The organism is Nocardia sp. NPDC058518 (assembly GCF_042719655.1).
Taxonomy (GTDB): domain Bacteria; phylum Actinomycetota; class Actinomycetes; order Mycobacteriales; family Mycobacteriaceae; genus Nocardia.
Map to the genome: position 1 here is coordinate 410,444 of NZ_JBHXNJ010000002.1, position 18,817 is coordinate 429,260.

Sequence of the window (18,817 nt, forward strand, 5' to 3'; positions counted from 1 at the left end):
CGGAGCCTAGTCGGACAACCGGCGCAGTGCGTCGGTGAGTGCGATACGCCAGGAGCGAAGCGGGGTGAGGCCTGCCGCGTTCCAGGCCGAGGGGGACAGCACCGAATACGCCGGGCGCGGTGCGGGTCTGGGGAATTCACTGGAGGCGCACGGCAGTACCCGGTTCGGGTCGGCGCCGAGGTCGGTGAAAATCGCCGCGGCGAGGTCGAACCAGGTGGCGGTGCCGGAATTGGTGGCGTGCAGCACACGGGGTGCGTCGGGGCGGGTGCTCAATTCCAGGAGCGCGGCGGCGAGGTCGGCGGCGCTGGTCGGGGAGCCGAGCTGGTCGTTCACCACGGTGACGGTGTCGCGTTCGGCTTCCAGCCTGCGCATCGTCGCGACGAAATCCCCCTCGACACCGGCGTACACCCACGCGGTGCGCACGACGTGTGCGCCCAGTTCGAGCACGGCCCGCTCACCGGTGAGCTTGGACTGCCCGTAGACCGTGGCCGGTCCGGTCGGGTCGCCGGGTTCGTACGGCGTCGTCGCGGTCCCGGGGAAGACATAGTCGGTGGACACGTGGATCAGCCGCGCGCCCGCCGCGGCGCAGGCGGCCGCGAGCACGGCCGGTCCGGTCGCATTGGCGGCGAAGGCGGCCTCGACGTCGGTTTCGGCGGCGTCCACCGAGGTGTAGGCAGCGCAGTTGATCACCACGGCGCCCGGTGTGAGGACGGCGTCGACGGCGCCCCGGTCGGTGATGTCGAGGTCGGCCCGCCCGAAGCCACGCGCATCCGGTGCCAGGCGCAGGATCTGTCGCCCCAGCAGACCACGTGCGCCGGTTACGATCAGCTGAGCGGGGGCGGGGAAATCGGCGTTCACGCGGCCAGTCTGGCACGCCGGAGCACCTGCGGTTGGGCCCGAGTGTGGTAACTGTTGGTTAGCCTGTGATGGCCGGTGTCCGCGGACGAGCCCGGGCTGACGACAAGGTGGTGTTTGCCGGGGGGAAGAGCTGACCGGGCGCGGAGTTCGTCGAGAGGATGCACGAGTGCGAGAGTCGACTAGACCGGTCAGCGCGCCTGCGGGCACCTTCGGTCCAGCGAAACTGATGGTGGCGATCTCGGCGGTGCTTGTCCTGGCACTGACCGGATTCGCCTGGCGCAGTGTCGACAACCTGATCGCCAATATCGACCGGATCGGTGGCCTCGGCCTCGGCGGTGGTCGCGACGGCGCCGTCGACATCCTGCTCGTCGGTGTCGACAGCCGCACCGACGCGCACGGCAACCCGCTCACCAAAGCCGAACGCGCCATGCTGCACGCGGGCGACGAGGTGGGCACCAATACCGACACCATCGTGCTGATCCGTGTCCCGAACGACGGCCGCTCGGCCACCGCGATCTCCATTCCGCGCGATTCCTACGTCGATGTCGGCGGCGGTCAGGGCAAAGCCAAGATCAACTCCGCCTACGGCTCGACCAAGGAGACCGAACGCGCGGAGCTGCTCGCCGAGGGCAAATCCGAAGCCGACGCCGAAAAGGCGTCGACCAAAGCGGGCAGGCAGGCCCTCATCAAAGCGGTGGCCAACCTGACCGGCATCACCGTCGACCACTACGCCGAGGTGAGCCTGCTCGGCTTCGTGCTGCTCACCGACTCGGTCGGCGGGGTCGAGGTGTGCCTGAATCAGGCGGTGGACGAACCGATGTCGGGCGCGGACTTCCCGGCGGGCCGCCAGCGTCTGGACGGCCAGGAGGCACTGAGCTTCGTGCGTCAGCGCCATGATCTCGAACGCGGTGACATCGACCGGATCGTGCGCCAGCAGGTGTTCATGGCACAGCTGGTCGGCCAGCTGCTCAATGCCAAGACTCTCGCCAATCCGGGCAAGCTCAGCGAGATCAGCGAGGCGGTCGGGCGCACCGTCGTGCTCGACGAGGACTGGGACGTACTGGCCTTTCTGCAGCAGCTCAAGGATCTGTCCGGCGGCAAGGTGGAATTCGAGACCATCCCCGTCTCCGATCTCAACAGCATGACCTCGGCGGGGGAGTCGGTGGTCAAGGTCGACCCGAAGACGGTGCAGAGTTTCGTCGCAGGCCTGGTGGGGGAGGAGAAGACCGAGGAAGAGGCCGCGCCGAAGATCGACACCTCGACGGTGACGGTGAGCGTGCTCAACGCGGGTGGCGCCACCGGGCTCGCGGGCAAGGTGTCGGCGGCTCTGACCGGCAAGGGATTCCGGGAAGGCACGATCGGCAACTACACCGGCGGCAGCGTCAGCTCGAGCCGCGTGCTGGCCGCCGATGCCGCCGACCCGAAGGCGGCGGCGGTCGCCGAGGCGCTCGGTGGCCTGACGGTGGTCGCCGATGCGACAGTGTCGGCGGATACAGTGAGCGTGGTCCTGGCGAGCGACTATTCTGGTCCGGGCTCGGCCGCGGCAGGCATGTTCGATCTCGACGCGACATCCTCGGCGACCGCGACACCGATACCGCCCGCCCCGCCGATCGACGCAGGCCAGAACGGACCGAAATGTGTGAATTGACCCATGCGTGAGCCGAATTCGACGCTGACCGACGCCCTCCTCGACCCGATTCTCGAACGCGATCCCGCCGGACCACGCGTCACCTGGTACGACGACGCCACCGGCGCCCGGATCGAACTGTCCGGGCTGACATTGGCCAACTGGGCCGCCAAGACCGCGAACCTGATCCGCGACGAATTCGCGCTCACCCCCGGCGCCAGGGTCGCGGTGCTGTTGCCCGCGCACTGGCAGACCGCCGCAGTGCTGCTGGGATGCTGGTGGGCGGGAACCGAAGTGGTGCTCACGCCCGATCCCGATGCCGACCTCGCGCTGGTCACGCCCGACCGGCTCGACGACGCCGACGGTGTCGGCGAGGTGGCGGTGCTGTCGCTGGACGCGATGGGGACACCGGTGCGTGATCTGCCGGTCGGGGTCACCGATTTCGCGACCGCGGTGCGCGTGCACGGTGATCAGTTCCTGCCCGGTGGATTCCGGGCCGCGATCGACGGCCTCTCGGTGAACGAAGTGCTGACCATGTCTCGGAAGTCCGCCGCGCTGCAAGGGTTCTCCGCCGGTGACCGGGTGCTGTCGAGTACGCCGTGGGACACGGTGGAGGAACTGATCGACGGGTTCGTCGCGGTGTTGTTCGCCGGGGCGTCGCTGGTGCAGGTCGTCAATCCCGATCCGGCCGGTGTCGACCATCGGGTCGTCACCGAGAAGGTGACCGTCCGGCGCTAGCTCCTACCCAGGTATAGGTTCGGGTCCGCCTCGGGGACGTGTCGCGTGTCACATCCCGTCCGTACTGTGGAAGCAAGACTTCGGCAGAGTGGCAGGGGTGGCGATGATTGCGCAGTACTGGGTTCGATGGTCGGCGGAGCACGGAGCGCCGCGGGCGATCCTTCGGTGGCAGGTGCGTCGCGGCGATCCGTTCGCGACGTTGCTCAGCGGTCAGCAGGGCTTGCACGATCCCTATCCGCTGATCGATGAACTGCGTGGTCGCGGCGGATTGATCAAGACGTCGGTGTCGTTCGCCACGTTCGATCACGCGCAGGTTCGAGCGATCCTGCGCGATCCCAGATTCGGCGTACGACCGGCCCTCAACGCAGATCTGCCCGCACCGTGGCGCAAGCTCGCCGCGCGGGTCACGGTGCCACCGAACCCGGTCGAGCCGCCGTCCATGCTGGTCCTCGACCCGCCTGAGCACACCCGGATGCGCAAGCCGGTGGCCTCGGCATTCACCCCGCGCGCTATCGCCCGGCTGCGTGAGCGGGTGGAGGTGGTCACCGCCGAACTGCTCGCGGCGATGCCCGCGGACGGCTCGGTCGATCTGATCACCGATTTCGCGGCCAGGGTGCCGATCGCGATCATCGCCGACATGCTCGGCTTCCCGCCCGCGGACCACGAGATGTTTCTCCGGTGGGGCGACAAGATGACGCCATTGCTCGATCTCGGCACCTCGTGGCGGTCGTATCGGGCGGCGATGGCCGCGACCGAGACGATGGACGACTACCTGGCCGACCACATCGCCACGCTGCGGCGCGCACCGGGTGAGGACATCCTGTCCACCTTGGTCAGCTCGGGCGATCTGAGTCTGCCGGAACTGCAGGCGGGCGCGAGTCTGCTGATGGGCGCCGGATTCGAGACGACGGTCAATCTGATCGGCAATGCGGTCGCCGCGCTGTCGGCCCATCCCGACCAGCTCGCCCTCGCCCAGGACGACCCCGAACGCTGGCCCGACGTGGTGGAGGAGACCCTGCGGTTCGATCCACCCGTCCAGACCACCGCACGCCAGACGCTCGAGGATGTCGACATCGATGGTGTGCGGGTGCGTGCGGACAGCACGGTCATTCTGTCGCTGGCCGGAGCCAACCGCGACCCGGCGGTCTTCCCTGACCCGCACCGCTTCGACATCGACCGCGGCAATGCCAAGGATCACCTGGCATTCAGCAGCGGTGTGCACTCCTGCCTCGGTGCGAGCTTGGCCAGAATGGAAGCGGTACACGCCCTGCGCGCGCTCTACACCCGCTACCCGAATCTGCGCTTGCGCGGCGAGCCGGTCCGCCGAAAGCTGTTCACGCTGCACGGGTTCGAGCACATGCCGGTCGATCTCGGACCGGTCGCGCGCACCTCGGCGCCCGACGATCTCGCGGGCGCCGCACGTCCGGCCTAGTCAGGTGCTCGCGCGCCAGCGGTAGCGGGTCTTCGGGCGACCGGCGCGGCCGTAATCGGCTCGGCGCTCGGCCAGTCCGTCGTCGGCGAGCTTCTCGAGATACCGCCATGCCGTGATCCGCGAAACACCGACGGCCGCAGCGGCATCGGTGGCCGTGATCCCGGATTCGGCCGAGCGAACCGCGCGCGACACCTCCTCCAGGGTGTGCTGCACAACGCCTTTCGGCGCACCGGCGCGCTGGTCGGCGGTGCGCAGCGCACCGAGCGCGCGGTCGATGTCGTACTGCGAAAGGGCCGCCTCGCCGGCTGGCAGCGCGGTGTCGAAACCGCGGTAGCGTTCGAGCTTTTCGCGGAACGCGGCGAAGGTGAACGGCTTGAGCAGATACAGAACCACACCGTGCGCCACCGCACTGCGCACCATGTTCAGCTCGCGCGCGGAGGTGATCGCGATGACATCGGGGCGTGGTTGCAGCCCGTTGAGCGCGGCGGCCACATCGAGCCCGCTGATATCGGGCAGCCCGATATCCATCAGCACCAGATGGAACGGATTGCCGTCGGCGATCGCCTCGGCTGCCACCCGCAGCGCATCGCGTCCGGTGTGCACGACGCCACCGGTGACGAAACCGTCGAGCCGTTCGAGATAGGCCCGGTGGGCCTGGGCGATCAACGGCTCGTCCTCGACGATCAGAACCCGGATCAAGGTGTCTCCCTCAGCGGAATGCGAACGATGACCGCGCTGTGTGGTGCGGCCGTGGTGGTGATGGTGCCGCGATGTCGGTCGACGAGGCGGTGCACCAGAGCGAGGCCGAGGCCCGCGTGGTCGGATTTCGTGGTGTAGCCGCGTTCGGCGGCACGCGAGAACATCTGCGCCGACATACCGGGTCCACTGTCGGACACCTGGACCCACAACGCGCCGTCACGATGACACACCGACACCTCGACGCGCTTGTCGACGGTGCCCGCCGCCGCGTCGATCGCGTTGTCGATCAGGTTGCCTGCCAGGGTCACGGTCTCGTGCGCGGACAGTGGATCGGTGGAGTCCAGCGCGGTGTCCTCGCTGATGGCCAGGCTCACCCCGCGCTCGGCGGCCTGGTCGACCTTGCCGAGCAGCAGCGCGGCCAGCGCCGCGTCGCCGACGGCGGCCAGCAATCGGTCGATCAGCACCTGCGAGAGCTGCAGCTCCGCGGTCGCGAAGGCCACCGCTTCGTCGGGGCGGCCCAGTTCGACCATGGTGACCACGGTGTGCAGCCGGTTGGCGGCCTCGTGCGCCTGGGCGCGCAGCGATTCGGCGAAGCTGCGCACCGAGTCGAGCTCGCCGAGCACCGCGCGCAGTTCGGTCTGATCGCGGATGGTGAGCACGGTGCCGATCTCGCGGCCCTCCCAGCTGACCAGGTCCTGGTTGACCAGCAGAATGCGGTCGGTGGTCACGTGCGTCTCGTCGCGCACCACGCCCCCGCTCATCTGCTGCAGCGAAATGGGCAGGTCACTGCGGTGCACGGGCCCGTCGGGCAGGTCGAGCAGGGTGCGCGCCTGATCGTTGACCACCTCAGCGGCCTCTGCCTGGGCGCCGAACACCACCAAGCCCTCGTGCACGGAGTGCAGGACCGCGTCGTGGTGTTCGTAGAGCGCGCGCAGCTCGTCGGGGGCGAGGCCGTGGGTCTGGCGCCGCAACCTGCGGCTGATCAGGAACGACGACAGCGCGGCCAGCGCGAGACCCACCGCGGCCACCCCGAGGATCAGCGGCAGCTGGGAGGCCACCTGGGTGCTGATCTTGGCTCGGGTGACACCGGCCGAGACCAGCGCCACCACCCGGCCGTTGTCGTAGACCGGGGTGACCGCGCGGATCGAGGGGCCGAGGGTGCCGGTGAAGGTCTCGGTGAGGGTCTGGCCTGCCAGCGCACCGTCGATGCTGCCGACGAACGGCTTGCCGATCAGGTCGGGGTTGGTGTGGGTGTAGCGCGTGCGATCGGGTGCCATCACGACGATGAAGTCCATGCCGGTGGCCGCTCTGATCCGCTCGGTGGTCGGCTGCAGCAGCCCGCTCGGGTAGGGCGAGTTCACCGCGGCCAGGGTCGACGGCGACCGCGACACCGTCACCGCGACATCCCTGACCTGCATTTCCGCGGCCACGTCGTGGTCGCGCCTGGCATCGAACACGGCCAGGATGGTGCCGACGGCGATCAGCAGCCCCAGCACCACCAGCTGCCATACGAAGGCCTGTCCCGCGAGCGACAGTCGTCCTCGTCGCACCTCTTGCCTCCGACCTGGATTTCTCGAACGTTATGCGCAGATATGAAACTTATGGACCAAAGTGACGGCCGTCACAATAGTTCCTCATGCTCGTCGGCATGAGTGATACCACCGCAGCGCGGAAACGCGACCATACCCATTGGCTGTACATCGCGGTGATCGTCGCGGTCGTGGCCGGCGTCGTTGTCGGCCGGGTGGCCCCGGAATTCGGTCAGTCACTGGCGCCGCTCGGCACCGTGTTCGTGAACCTGATCAAGATGATGATCGCACCTGTCATCTTCTGCACGATCGTCCTGGGCATCGGTTCGGTGCGCGCGGCCGCCACGGTCGGCAAGGTCGGTGGCCTGGCCATCGGCTATTTCCTCGCGATGTCGACGATCGCGCTCGGCATCGGGCTCGTCGTCGGCAACCTCATCGATCCGGGCGAAGGACTCGACGTCGGTACCTCGGGGGCGGGTGCGAAATACGCCGATCAGGCGCACAGTGCGGGCGGCACGTGGGACTTCATCGAGAACATCGTGCCGACCACGCTCGTGTCATCGCTGACGGCTGGCAGCGTGCTGCAGGCATTGTTCGTCGCGCTGCTGGTCGGGTTCGCCGTGCAGGCGATGGGTGATGCGGGCGCGCCGATCCTGCGCGCGGTCTCGCTGGGCCAGAAGCTGGTGTTCCGGATCCTGTCGATGATCCTGTGGCTGGCGCCGATCGGCGCGTTCGGCGCGATCGCGAATGTGGTCGGCCGCACCGGCTGGTCGGCGGTGGTGCAGCTGGCGACGCTGATGATCGCGTTCTATCTGACGTGTCTGGTGTTCGTGTTCGGTGTGCTCGGCGTGATCCTGCGGATGGTCTCGGGTGTCTCGATCCTGAAGCTGTGCCGGTATCTGTCGCGTGAGTACCTGCTGATCGTGGCGACCTCGTCGTCGGAGTCGGCGCTGCCGCGACTGATCGCGAAGATGGAACACGCGGGTGTGGAGCGCACCACCGTGGGTGTTGTCGTGCCGACCGGGTATTCGTTCAATCTCGACGGCACCGCCATCTACCTGACGATGGCCTCGATCTTCATCGCCGACGCCATGGGCAAGCCGCTCGCGCTCGGCGAACAGATCGGTCTGCTGCTGTTCATGATCATCGCGTCCAAGGGTGCCGCGGGCGTCACCGGCGCCGGGCTCGCCACCCTCGCGGGCGGACTGCAGAGTCATCGCCCCGACCTGCTCGACGGTGTCGGCCTGATCGTCGGTATCGACCGCTTCATGTCCGAAGCCCGTGCGCTGACCAACTTCTCGGGCAACGCGGTGGCCACGCTGCTCATCGGAACCTGGACCAAGACCGTCGACGCCGACCGGACCCGCCGCGTACTCGACCGGGAATTGCCCTTCGACGAGGAGACGATGGTCGACGACCACGAGGTCGATGCGCCCGTCGACATCACGAAACCTGTTCCGGCACAGGTGGTCGACGTGCACTGAGATAGCCGAAAGGCCCCGCGACGAGAAATCGCGGGGCCTTTCGGTGGCTTCAGATCCTCAGCCGTGGCGGCAGGGAATTCATCGGCGGTGGCTCATGCCGCGACGAGTGGGCGCTCGGTCGAGCTCACGCGGCGCTCACGGATCAGCAGCACACCGGCCAGCGCGACCAGCACCGCGGTGAAGCCGTGGACACCGAGCGCGGTGGCCGTGGAGCCCTGCCAGCTCAGGACGGTGGTCATGTCGCCGAACGGGGTGAGCGAGGTGGCCAGCATGACGACGCCGAGCGCGAAGCGCTGCTTGGTGGCGAGCAGGGAGAGGATCACCAAGCCGCTGACGATGTCACGGACGCCCTTGAGGTTCAGGAACGCCACCGCGTCGCCCTCGGGCACAGCGGGCAGGCCGAAGCCGGCGGCCGTCGCCTCCGGGGCGATCAGGTAGTTGATGCCGACGTAGATGATGAACAGCCCGCCGAGCAGGGAGAGGGCGGTGGCGATGCGTGAGGTGGTCATGTTGTGCTCCTGAATCTTCACTGTGCTCTGAAATCTAGCGGCGCTAGGTGTTGAGAGAACCATAACCCACCCCCGCTATCTTGTCTAGCGCTGCTAGAATTTCAAGCATGAGTACACAACAGCGCAAGGAACGCGACCGCGCCGAACGGCATCAGCGGATCATCGACGCCGCACGGGAGATGGCCGAAGCGGACGGCTGGGACGCGGTCACCATCCGAAAACTGGCCGACCGCATCGAATACAGCCAGCCCGTGCTCTACAGCCACTTCGCGAACAAGGCGGCGATCGTCGGCGCCGTTGCCCTGCAGGGCTGTGTCGAGTTCGCCGAGAAACTGAAGGTGGCCAGGGAGGCGGCGACCACTCATGCCGAGGTGGTCGCCAATGTCGCCCGCGCCTACCTCGACTTCGCCACCGACAACCCGGCCCGCTACGACGCCATCTTCGAGCAGAAGACCGACCTCGAGTTCGGCCTCGACGCGCCGCAACCCCTGCGCGACGCCTTCGCCGGTCTGGAAGCGATGTTCACCCCGTACGCCGAAGGTGACGACCTCGGCGCCCGCACCGAAGTCGCCTGGGCTTCCCTGCACGGCCTCGCGACCCTCGAGCGCAGCGCGCGGCTGCGCCCCGAACTCCGCGAACGGCGCATCGCCTTGCTGGTCGACGGGGCTGTTCAGGATTGAGCGCTGGCGCGCTCGAGGCGGGGCCGCCCTTCGTAGAGACACACCGCAACGCTCGGCGCTGCGGATGCTCGGCACGGTGAGTGAAAACTCATCGGCGCGCGGGTCGGCTCCGCGTAGGTTGGAACAGGTAGGCATGCGAAGGGACGGCAATGGCCGAAGTCATAGTGGTCGGGTCGGGGCCGAACGGTCTGGCCGCGGCGGTGATCGCCGCTCGCGCCGGGCTGTCGGTGCGGGTCCTCGAGGCGCAGGAGCAAGCAGGCGGCGGATCGCGCACCGCCGAGCTGACCCTGCCCGGATTCCATCACGACATCTGTGCCGGTGCGCATCCGATGGCGTTGGCGTCACCCTTCTTTCGCGCCTTCGATCTCGAGGCGCACGGCGTCGAACTGCTCGCCCCGACCGTTTCCTACGCACACCCCCTCGATGGTGGGATCGCCGGATTGGCTTGGCGCAACCTCGAATCCACGGTCACCGACCTCGGGCGCGACGGCCGGGCGTGGCGAGACCTGTTCGCGCCGCTGGTCGAGCACTGGCCCGAGGTGGTCGAGCTGGCCATGTCGGATCTGCGGCACCCACCGCTGCGCGTCGGCACGGGCATCAAGTTCGCGGCCAGACTGCTCGAACAGGCATCCCCGTTGTCCGACAACCGTTTCAGCGGTGACGTCGCGCCCGCGATGTTCAGCGGTGTGGCCGCCCACGCCATCACCTCACCGCGCGCCTTCCCCGCGGTGGGCGCCTCCCTGCTGCTCGGCACCCTCGCGCACGCGGGCGGCTGGGTGATTCCCCGCGGTGGCAGTCAGGCGATCCCGAACGCGATGATCGCCGAGATCGAAAGCCTCGGTGGGGAGGTGCTCACCGGGCACCGGGTCGACGATTTCGCCGAACTCGCCACCGCGCGCGCGGTGCTGTTCGACACCTCGCCCGCCGAACTCCTTCGCATCGCCGGTGACCGGCTGCCGTCGCGATATCGCAACAGCCTCGGGCGTTTTCGGTACGGCAACGCCGCCTGCAAGGTCGACTTCGCACTGTCGGGTCCGGTGCCGTGGGCCGCGCCGGGCGCTGACCTGGCGGGCACCCTGCACCTGGTCGGCACCAGGGCACAGGCCATGCACGCCGAACATCAGGTCGCCACAGGAAGATTCGCCGATCGACCGTTCGTCCTGGCCATTCAGCCCGGCGTGGTCGACCCCACCAGGGCGCCCGAGGGGCAGCAGACGTTCTACACCTATGCGCACGTTCCCAACGGAACCGATCGCGATATCAGCGACCAGGTGATCGACCAGGTCGAACGCTTCGCGCCTGGTTTCCGCGACCTGATCCTCGCGAAACACGTGCGACCGGCGGCGTTCATGCCCGCGCACAACGCCAACTACGTCGGCGGCGACATCTCGGCGGGCGCGATGACCACACGCCAGACCCTGTTCCGGCCACTTGCCCGCTGGAACCCCTACTCCACCCCGATTCCGGGCACCTACCTGTGCTCGTCGTCGACCCCACCGGGGCCCGGCGTCCACGGGATGCCGGGACTGCACGCGGCACAACACCTGCTGCGCAACCGTTTCGGCATCGTCACCGACCCGCTCGACCTGTTGCGCGGCGAGGCACCGGCCTACCGGTAGCCGCTCAGCTCGGCTTCATCGGTGCGTCGTGGACCTTGCCGGGCTCGAACAGATCGGGCTCGAGATAGATCGTGCACGCGTTCGGCACGGCGGCGTGAATGCGCAGGTCCGCGGCCTTGATCACCTCGGACACCTGCGTGATATCCAGGCCGGCGTGCAGCGCGATCTCGGCGTTGATCAGCAGGTCCTGCGGCCCGAGGTACTGGGTCTGCATCCGGATGACTCGCTCGACCCGCGGATCGGCCAGCAGCGCCGACCGGATCGCGGTGTCGTCCTTGGCCGTCGCGCCCTCACCGATCAGCAGACTCTTGGTCTCCACGATCAGGATCACGGCGTTCACACCGAGCAGGATGCCGATGAGTAGTGTGCCGATGCCGTCCCACACCGCGTTGCCGGTGAGCACCGACAGACTCACGCCCATGAGGGCGAACAGCAGTCCGATGATCGCGCCCGCGTCCTCCAGCAGCACCACGGGCAGTTCAGGATTGCGGGTGTGGCGGATGAAATGCCACCACGATTGCTTACCCTTCAGCGGCGCCGACTGTCTGCGCGCCGTGCGGAAGCTGCCGCTCTCCAACACCAACGACACACCGAGGATCCCGATCGCGACCCAGTGCGATTCGATCTCTTCCGGGAACCGGATCTTGTGGATCGCCTCGTTGATCGCGAACAGCGAGCCCATCACGAACAGCACGAGCGCGACGACGAACGAATAGAAGTACCGATTGCGCGAGTACCCGAACGGGTGCAGTGTGTCCGGCGCCTGCTCGGCTCGATTGCGCCCGACCAGCAGCAGCGCCTCGTTGCCGGTATCGGCCACCGAGTGCACCGCCTCGGCCAGCATCGACGACGAACCGGTGATGAACGCGCCGATGAACTTCGCGACCATGATGCCCGCGTTCGCCCCGAGCGCGGCGATGATCGCGATCTTGCTGTCTCCACCTTGCTCGGCCATATCGGGAGGCTACCGCTGGGCGCCCGCGCACCCTCCTGACCTCAGCCCGTGTCGGCGGTCTCGACGTTCTCGGCGCGGAGTTGAGCGCCGAGAACCGCGGCGCCAGCCGCTAGTTGACTCTGTAGAGATCTGGCTCGAGGTAGATCAGGCGGGCGGTCGGGACCGCGGCGCGGACACGGGTTTCGGCCGCGTCGATGGCTTCGGCGATTCCGGCGATGTCGAGGTCCGCCGCGATGGCGACCTTGGCGGCGACCAGCATTTCCTCCGGGCCGATGTACTGGGTCTTGAGGTGGATCACCGAGGTGATCTTGGTGCCGTCGACCAGGTTCTCGTGGATGGCGCGACCCTGTTCGGGGGTGGCGCCTTCACCGATGAGCAGGCTCTTCATCTCCACGATCAGCACGATCGCGATGATGCCGAGCAGGACGCCGATGGACAGGGTGCCGATGGCGTCGTAGATCGGGTCGTCGGTGATCATGGTCATCCCCACCGCGCCGAGGGCGAGGATCAGACCGATCAGTGCGCCGGTGTCCTCGAGCAGCACTACCGGCAGCTCGGGGCTGCGCGAGTTGCGGATGAACCGCCACCAGCTCGCATTGCCCTTGAGCGGCCGGGATTCGCGCACGGCGGTGAGGAAGCTGAAGGTCTCGAGGCCGATCGCGATCACGAGGATGACGACCGCGACGATCGGCTGACTCAGCTCCTCTGGGTGCTGGATCTTGTGGATGCCTTCGTAGATCGCGTACACCGAGCCGAGGGTGAACAGCACCAGCGCCACGACGAACGAGTAGAAGTAGCGGTTACGGCCGTACCCGAACTGGTGCAGCTCGTCGGCGTCCTTGGCGGCGGCCTTCTGCCCGAACAGCAGCAGGCCCTGATTCGAGGTGTCGGCGACCGAGTGCACGCCTTCGGCCATCATCGATGCCGACCCCGTGATGAACGCGCCGACGAACTTCGCCACCGCGATCCCCGCGTTGGCCACCAACGCCGCGACGATCGCCTTTTTGCCACCACCAGCCGACATGCCGGCCCGCCCTTCTGTTCACTGAACACGACTCGCCACAGCCTAGTAGGACACAGCCGCGATGCGGTCATTTGTCTCGCGCGCAGTGCCGCGGTGACGGCGGCGGTTTCGCCTCGGGCGCAGCTCAGTTGCCGTCGCCGACGCAGGCGCTGAACAGCTGGGCGGGCCCGCGCAGCGCGCGCGCTTTGATGTCGGTGTCGGCGGCGGAGATCCAGGCCGCGCCGCCACGTTCGACGACGAGGGTGCGTCCGTTCTCGGAGAGCTCGACCGTGCCCGCGGTGCACAGCACGATGCCAGGCCCGGCGTCGGCGAGCACGACCGGCTCGTCCTCGGCGGCGAGGTCGAAACGGCACAGTGCGAATTCCGGTGCGGGCGTGCGATATCGGATACCGCCGTCGTCGCCGGGTTCGGGTTCGATCACCGGCAGGTCGATCGGTTCGAAGTCGAGCACCCGCAGGAGTTCGGGCACGTCGACGTGTTTGGGGGTGAGCCCGCCACGCAACACGTTGTCGGAGTTGGCCATGATCTCCACGCCGACCCCACGCAGGTAGGCGTGCAGATTGCCGGCCGCGAGGAACAGCGCCTGGCCCGGTTCGAGCGTGAGCCGATTGAGCAGGAGCGCGGCGAGGACACCCGCGTCGCCGGGGTAGACCTCGGCCAGTTCGAGCGCGGTCCGCACCTCGGCGGTGAACGCACGTGCGCCCTTGCCGGACAGGTACTGCACACAGCCCTCCAGCACCGTGGGCAGCAGCTTCGACAGCGCGGCGGGCGGCAGCGTGATCCAGGTGGTGAACAGGGTCCGCAGACCGGCCGAATCGGGCTGGGCGGCAAGCAGTTCGGCGTAGATATTGAGGCCGGGCACGTCGAGCGCGCGCAACAACTCGACGGTGCGATGCGGGTCGCGGAACCCGGCCAGTGCCTCGAAACGCTCCAGTGCGACAACGAGTTCGGGCTTGTGGCTGTCGTCGCGGTAGTTGCGCAGCGGCGAATCCAGCGCGACCCCGGTGCGGTTCTCCCGCTCGAATCCGGCGCGCGCCTGCGCCGAACTCGGGTGGGCCTGCAGCGACAGCGGTTCCTCGGCGGCGAGGATTTTCAGCAGGAACGGCAGCCGGGTGCCGAAAGTGTCGGCCACCGCGCCCAATTCGCCCGCCGGGTCGGCGGTGAGTACCTCGAGCAGTGAGCGTTTGCCCGAGTCGGTCTTCACGTGCGCGGGATCGGCCGGGTGCGCGCCGAACCAGAGTTCGGCTTCGGGATGGGCCGATGGCACCGGCCTTCCGCACAGCTGAGCGAGCGCGGTGCGCGACCCCCATGCGTAGGAACGCAGCGCACCAACGAGTTCCTGCACTAGTAGCGTCCCCCGTCGTATCGATCCGGTTCGGGCGCGGCGACACCGCGCGCACCGGTCAGCCGAAGATAGGCCGCGGCCATGTCCAGCCGCAGCGCGAGCACGGCCAGCTGCTCGAGTTCGCTGCCGTGACCGCCCCCTGCGGCGGACTCGGCAGCGGTTCGTTCGATCGGGGCACCCGGGTCGGCGAGCTGGGATTGCAGCACATCGACATCGGCATGGACCAGATCGGCGTCGACCAGTCCCGCGCCCGCGCCTTCGAAGACCGCGAGCTTGCGCCGGGCGGCGGCCTGATCGGGGTGCACGCTCAAGGCGAGCACCCGCACCCGGTCGACCGGGGCGGGTCCGTCGAGCTCCTCGTCGTGGAACAGCGGGTCGAAACCGGGCGCGGTGCCACCGGTGGTCGCGGCCAGGCGGCCGACCGCGGCGACGGCGTCGGCGAGATCGGCGGCCGAAGCCAGCTTGCCCGCCGATTGCAGCAGCACCTCGGCGCCGTGACCGGCCAGTTCGACCGCGGCGGGCGAGTCGCCCGCGAGGACGATACCCACACCGTGCATGCGCGCGGCGAGCGTCTTGGCCGGGTTGTGGAAGACCTCGTTGGTCGGGCCGTCGCGCAGTGCCTCGGCGTCGAGCATGTCGGCCAGCGCGGTGAGATCGGGAGTGGCCGGGCCGCTGCGCTGGGCGTCGACACCACGTAACACCGCGATCCCGACGGCGAGGAAACGTAGCAGCCGATTGTGGTCGAGCACGGGCACCCGCGGTTCGAGCACGATCGCGCGACCGGCGGCGACCGCACGCAACGGACCCTCGTTGGGCGCGGCGATCACCACTTCGGCGCTGCGGCGCAGCGCACGGTCGACGGCGTCGATGAGCCGCGGATCGCCCGCGTCGTCGCCGGCTACAAGGACCACGTCCAGCGGGCCGACCCACGGTGGCAGCGAGGTGACGGGCACGATCGGCAGCCCCGCCCGGTCACCGAGCGTGGCGACCAGCAGCCCCGCCGCGCGCGCGGCGCGACCAGAGCCGGCGACCAGCACCAGGCTGCGCGGGCGCAGGCCGGAGAGGCGTTCGATGAGCGAGGTTTCGGCGACCGCGGCGGCCGTGGCACGCACCTGGGCGCCGCCTGATGCCGCCGAGCGCAGGGCGCCGCCGGTGTCGGCCGCCGCCAGCGACTCGGCATCGTCGAGGTCGAATACCGGTGTTCCAGCGATCATCGCCGAATCCACCTCCCCTCATCGCGCTGTGTCGTCTGTGACTCCACTATTCCAGCCGTGCACCGGCAATGCTCGTAATCTGCCGTCGCCGAATACCGGGCATGTGATTCCACTGCTACTGGTTTCATCTTCCCAGTCAGGCGCGGACGATGCTCAGGATCTCGGTCACGAGTGCGTTTACTTCGTCCTGCGATCCGGCCTCGACATTGAGTCGAAGTAGCGGTTCGGTATTCGAGGCGCGCAGGTTGAACCAGGCATGGCCGCCCAGGTCGACCGTGACGCCGTCCATCCGGTCCACCGACTCGGTGCGATCGGCGAACGCGGCGAGCACGGCGGCGGTGCGGTCGGCGGCGTCGGCGACGGTGGAGTTGATCTCGCCCGAGGCGGCGTACACGTCGTAGGCGGCCATCAGGTCCGAGACCGGACGCGGGCCCTCGCCGAGCGCGGCCAGCACGTGCAGCGCGGCCAGCATGCCCGAGTCGGCACCCCAGAAATCGCGGAAGTAGTAGTGCGCCGAGTGCTCGCCACCGAACACCGCGCCGGTCGAAGCCATCTCCTGCTTGATGAACGAGTGCCCGACCCTGGTGCGCACCGGCTTGCCACCGAGCTCCTCGACGAGCTCGGGCACCGCGCGCGAGGTGATCAGGTTGTGGATCACCGTGGCGCCCGGCTCCTTGGCCAGCTCACGCTGCGCCACGATGGCCGTGATCGCCGAGGGGGAGACCGGCTCGCCGCGCTCGTCGACGACGAAGCAGCGGTCGGCATCGCCGTCGAAGGCGAGGCCGATGTCGGCGCCGCTGGAACGGACGAGCGCCTGCAGGTCGACGAGGTTCTTCGGGTCGAGCGGGTTGGCCTCGTGATTGGGGAACGAGCCGTCGAGCTCGAAGTACAGCGGCACGATCGTCACGGGGGCGAGGGTGCCCAGCACGGCGGGCACGGTGTGGCCGCCCATGCCGTTGCCCGCGTCGACCGCGATGGTGAGCGGGCGGATCTCGTCGAGGTTCACCAGCTCGCGCAGGTAGGTCGCGTAGTCGGCGAGCAGATCGGTCGTGGTCGCGGTGCCCGGCATGCCGTCGTAGGCGGGCACGCCCGCGATGACCTCGGCGGCGATGGTCGCCAGCCCGGTGTCCTGGCCGACGGGCAGCGCGTTCGCCCGGCACAGCTTGATGCCGTTGTACTTGGCCGGATTGTGGCTGGCGGTGAACATGGCGCCGGGACAGCCGAGCTTGCCGGAGGCGAAGTAGAGCTGGTCGGTGGAGGCGAGGCCGATGTGCACCACATCGAGGCCGTTGGCCTGCACGCCCGCGGCGAAAGCCTGGGACAGCGCGGGGGACGAATCGCGCATGTCGTGGCCGATCACGACGCGGGTGGCGCCTTCTTCGCGCATCAGGCGAGCGAAGGATGCACCCACATCGCCGACGAACGCCTCGTCGATCTGTTCGCCCACCACCCCGCGGACGTCATAAGCCTTGATCACGGCATTCACGAGTTCGCCAGAGCGCGCGAGGGTCGTCATATGGATTACCCTAGCGGGCTCCACCGACTCTTCGGGATCCTGGCCGGGCTAGTTACGGATCTGGCAGAACGCGTAGGTGGCCGCGGCGGCCGGTGCGTGCGGTGCGGGGGGCCGAGGGGGCGTTGTCGCGGTAGCCCGGCTGGTCGGCCTCGGCGGGGCGGCGGCGCAGGCCGGCTTCGCGGACCGCTTCGGCCAGGGCGGTGAGGTCGTCGTCGTCCGGGGTGCTCGAGGAGAAGCCGCCTTCGTGGCGGACCAGTTCCCAGCCCTTGGGCGCGGTGATGCGGCAGGCGTGCGTTTCGCAGAGATCCCAGGAGTGTGGTTCGGCGACGGTGGCCAAGGGTCCGACGACGGCGGTCGAGTCGGAGTACACATAAGTCAGCGTCGCTACAGCCGGGTTCTTGCAGCCGGGTCGGCAGCAACGACGCATAGGGATCACGACATCGAGATTAACCCTCCGCGCACCGAAAGTGGATACGGACACGCGCTAAATAGGCACAGTCGCGCAGCGTTCGTCGGTCTTGCGCATGGCCGGAGCGAAGGCGGAGGTACGCCTATTCGGGCTCTGGATCTATTAGGTCGGGGTCTACGCCGAGGTAGGTTGCGATCTGCTGGACGAGTACCTCGCGCAGCAACTCGACCAGATCGTCGGGATCGGCGGCTCGTAATTCCAGCGGCTTGCGGAACAACACCACCCTGGCGCGGGTGGCCGCACCGTGGCGGTCGACGCCCGCGGGGATGAGCCGCGACAGTGGCACCGGTCCGTCGGCGACGACCTCGTCGGGCCAGGTGACCGAATCGGGATGCAGCGGACGGATTTTGGGTACATCGTCGACGGCGATATCGAGCTTGGTGAGTCGATCGTGCCAGCGGGTGTCCAGTGGGGCGAAGGCCTCGAGTACGAGCCGATCGAATTTCTGGCCCCTGGTGCGCCACGCGGGCACCGTCGGCGGAAGCATGGGGCCTCGGACTCCGCGGCCGCGGCGGGTCACCGAACGAGCGGTGGGTGCCGGAGAATGACGCCGGGAACGTGCCATGGGTCTTTCACCTCTCTCGCCTGCACCGTGAAAATCAACAAGGGCGTTCGCCCGGAGACACCGACGTACTGCGCCTGCGTGGCTCCGGGCCAGGCCTGGAGAGAGTCTACTTTCGAACAGTCACTTAACCGATTCCGCGCTTCAGCCTGCGACGCTCTCGTTCCGAGAGACCGCCCCAGATTCCGAAGCGTTCATCATGTGCCAGTGCGTATTCCAGGCACTGGTCACGTACTTCACAGCCCAAGCAGATTCGCTTGGCCTCACGCGTCGAGCCGCCCTTCTCGGGGAAGAACGCCTCGGGGTCGGTCTGAGCGCAGAGGGCACGTTCCTGCCACTGCTCCTCGATCGACTCGAACATTTCGTCGAAGCCCGTGACGACCAGACTCAGCCGGGGAGCCGCGACTTCGCTTACCACGTCCGGTTCCTGCCAGCTCATGTCAGCGCAGACAGCGTGAGCTGCGCCTGCTGTGGAATCGGTCGGCGAGACCAGATCTTCGGTCATCGTTCCGCCTCCTCACTATGTGTTAGCGCAGAATGATTCTTTCCGTCGGTCC

Annotated in this window: 18 protein-coding genes; 6 read left to right on the forward strand and 12 right to left on the reverse strand. The window is 68.1% G+C overall.

Going from position 1 to position 18,817, the window contains the following annotated elements:
• Window positions 1-6: 6 nt before the first annotated feature.
• A complete protein-coding gene (gene rfbD / locus ACFWPX_RS06595; protein WP_378926513.1) occupies window positions 7-858 on the reverse strand; it encodes a dTDP-4-dehydrorhamnose reductase in 852 nt (283 codons plus the stop codon).
• 226 nt (window positions 859-1,084) lie between these two features.
• On the opposite strand from rfbD, the gene ACFWPX_RS06600 reads away from it, so the two are divergent.
• From ACFWPX_RS06600 to ACFWPX_RS06610, 3 genes are all read left to right on the forward strand, one after another.
• Window positions 1,085-2,506, forward strand: coding sequence for an LCP family protein (locus ACFWPX_RS06600; protein WP_378926573.1), 1,422 nt, complete (start codon window positions 1,085-1,087; stop codon window positions 2,504-2,506).
• 3 nt (window positions 2,507-2,509) lie between these two features.
• Window positions 2,510-3,223 (forward strand): TIGR03089 family protein, encoded by a 714-nt coding sequence (locus ACFWPX_RS06605; protein ID WP_378916844.1) that lies wholly within the window; start codon window positions 2,510-2,512, stop codon window positions 3,221-3,223.
• 103 nt (window positions 3,224-3,326) lie between these two features.
• On the forward strand, window positions 3,327-4,655 hold the full coding sequence (locus ACFWPX_RS06610) for a cytochrome P450 (protein WP_378926574.1): 1,329 nt from the start codon (window positions 3,327-3,329) through the stop codon (window positions 4,653-4,655).
• Here the strand turns inward: ACFWPX_RS06610 and ACFWPX_RS06615 are convergent, their stop codons facing one another.
• Window positions 4,656-5,354, reverse strand: coding sequence for a response regulator (locus ACFWPX_RS06615; RefSeq protein ID WP_378916842.1), 699 nt, complete (start codon window positions 5,352-5,354; stop codon window positions 4,656-4,658).
• Complete coding sequence (locus ACFWPX_RS06620; protein ID WP_378916839.1) at window positions 5,351-6,904, reverse strand: ATP-binding protein; 1,554 nt, start codon at window positions 6,902-6,904, stop codon at window positions 5,351-5,353. The genes ACFWPX_RS06615 and ACFWPX_RS06620 overlap by 4 nt, the downstream gene beginning before the upstream one ends.
• 98 nt (window positions 6,905-7,002) lie before the next feature.
• Between ACFWPX_RS06620 and ACFWPX_RS06625 the strand changes: the two genes are divergently transcribed.
• A complete protein-coding gene (locus ACFWPX_RS06625; RefSeq protein WP_378916837.1) occupies window positions 7,003-8,367 on the forward strand; it encodes a cation:dicarboxylate symporter family transporter in 1,365 nt (454 codons plus the stop codon).
• Between the two features lie 92 nt (window positions 8,368-8,459).
• On the opposite strand, the gene ACFWPX_RS06630 is transcribed toward ACFWPX_RS06625, so the two are convergent.
• A complete protein-coding gene (locus tag ACFWPX_RS06630) occupies window positions 8,460-8,876 on the reverse strand; it encodes a DUF4267 domain-containing protein (RefSeq protein ID WP_378916835.1) in 417 nt (138 codons plus the stop codon).
• A gap of 107 nt (window positions 8,877-8,983) precedes the next feature.
• Here ACFWPX_RS06630 and ACFWPX_RS06635 point away from each other — a divergent pair, with 107 nt between their 5' ends.
• Window positions 8,984-9,556, forward strand: coding sequence for a TetR/AcrR family transcriptional regulator (locus tag ACFWPX_RS06635; RefSeq protein ID WP_378916832.1), 573 nt, complete (start codon window positions 8,984-8,986; stop codon window positions 9,554-9,556).
• 149 nt (window positions 9,557-9,705) lie between these two features.
• Window positions 9,706-11,175 (forward strand): phytoene desaturase family protein, encoded by a 1,470-nt coding sequence (locus tag ACFWPX_RS06640; RefSeq protein ID WP_378926514.1) that lies wholly within the window; start codon window positions 9,706-9,708, stop codon window positions 11,173-11,175.
• Between the two features lie 4 nt (window positions 11,176-11,179).
• On the opposite strand, the gene ACFWPX_RS06645 is transcribed toward ACFWPX_RS06640, so the two are convergent.
• From ACFWPX_RS06645 to ACFWPX_RS06680, 8 genes are all read right to left on the reverse strand, one after another.
• A complete protein-coding gene (locus ACFWPX_RS06645; protein WP_378926515.1) occupies window positions 11,180-12,130 on the reverse strand; it encodes a cation diffusion facilitator family transporter in 951 nt (316 codons plus the stop codon).
• Window positions 12,131-12,239: 109 nt separating this feature from the next.
• Window positions 12,240-13,154 (reverse strand): cation diffusion facilitator family transporter, encoded by a 915-nt coding sequence (locus ACFWPX_RS06650; protein ID WP_378926516.1) that lies wholly within the window; start codon window positions 13,152-13,154, stop codon window positions 12,240-12,242.
• A gap of 124 nt (window positions 13,155-13,278) precedes the next feature.
• Entirely contained in the window at window positions 13,279-14,499 is a 1,221-nt protein-coding gene (manA, locus tag ACFWPX_RS06655; protein ID WP_378916822.1) for a mannose-6-phosphate isomerase, class I, read from the reverse strand.
• Entirely contained in the window at window positions 14,499-15,713 is a 1,215-nt protein-coding gene (locus tag ACFWPX_RS06660) for a tobH protein (protein ID WP_378916820.1), read from the reverse strand. Before ACFWPX_RS06660 ends, manA begins: the two co-directional genes overlap by 1 nt.
• Window positions 15,714-15,849: 136 nt before the next feature.
• Window positions 15,850-17,229, reverse strand: coding sequence for a phosphomannomutase/phosphoglucomutase (locus ACFWPX_RS06665; protein WP_378926517.1), 1,380 nt, complete (start codon window positions 17,227-17,229; stop codon window positions 15,850-15,852).
• A 52-nt stretch (window positions 17,230-17,281) separates the two neighbouring features.
• Window positions 17,282-17,656: a DUF3499 domain-containing protein gene (locus ACFWPX_RS06670; RefSeq protein WP_378917013.1), complete on the reverse strand. Its 375-nt coding sequence runs from the start codon at window positions 17,654-17,656 to the stop codon at window positions 17,282-17,284.
• A gap of 124 nt (window positions 17,657-17,780) precedes the next feature.
• A complete protein-coding gene (locus ACFWPX_RS06675; RefSeq protein ID WP_194826429.1) occupies window positions 17,781-18,263 on the reverse strand; it encodes a metallopeptidase family protein in 483 nt (160 codons plus the stop codon).
• Window positions 18,264-18,387: 124 nt separating this feature from the next.
• Window positions 18,388-18,621 carry a WhiB family transcriptional regulator gene (locus ACFWPX_RS06680; RefSeq protein WP_133733920.1) on the reverse strand — a complete coding sequence of 78 codons (234 nt, stop codon included), beginning with the start codon at window positions 18,619-18,621 and terminating at the stop codon, window positions 18,388-18,390.
• Window positions 18,622-18,817: the final 196 nt, after the last annotated feature.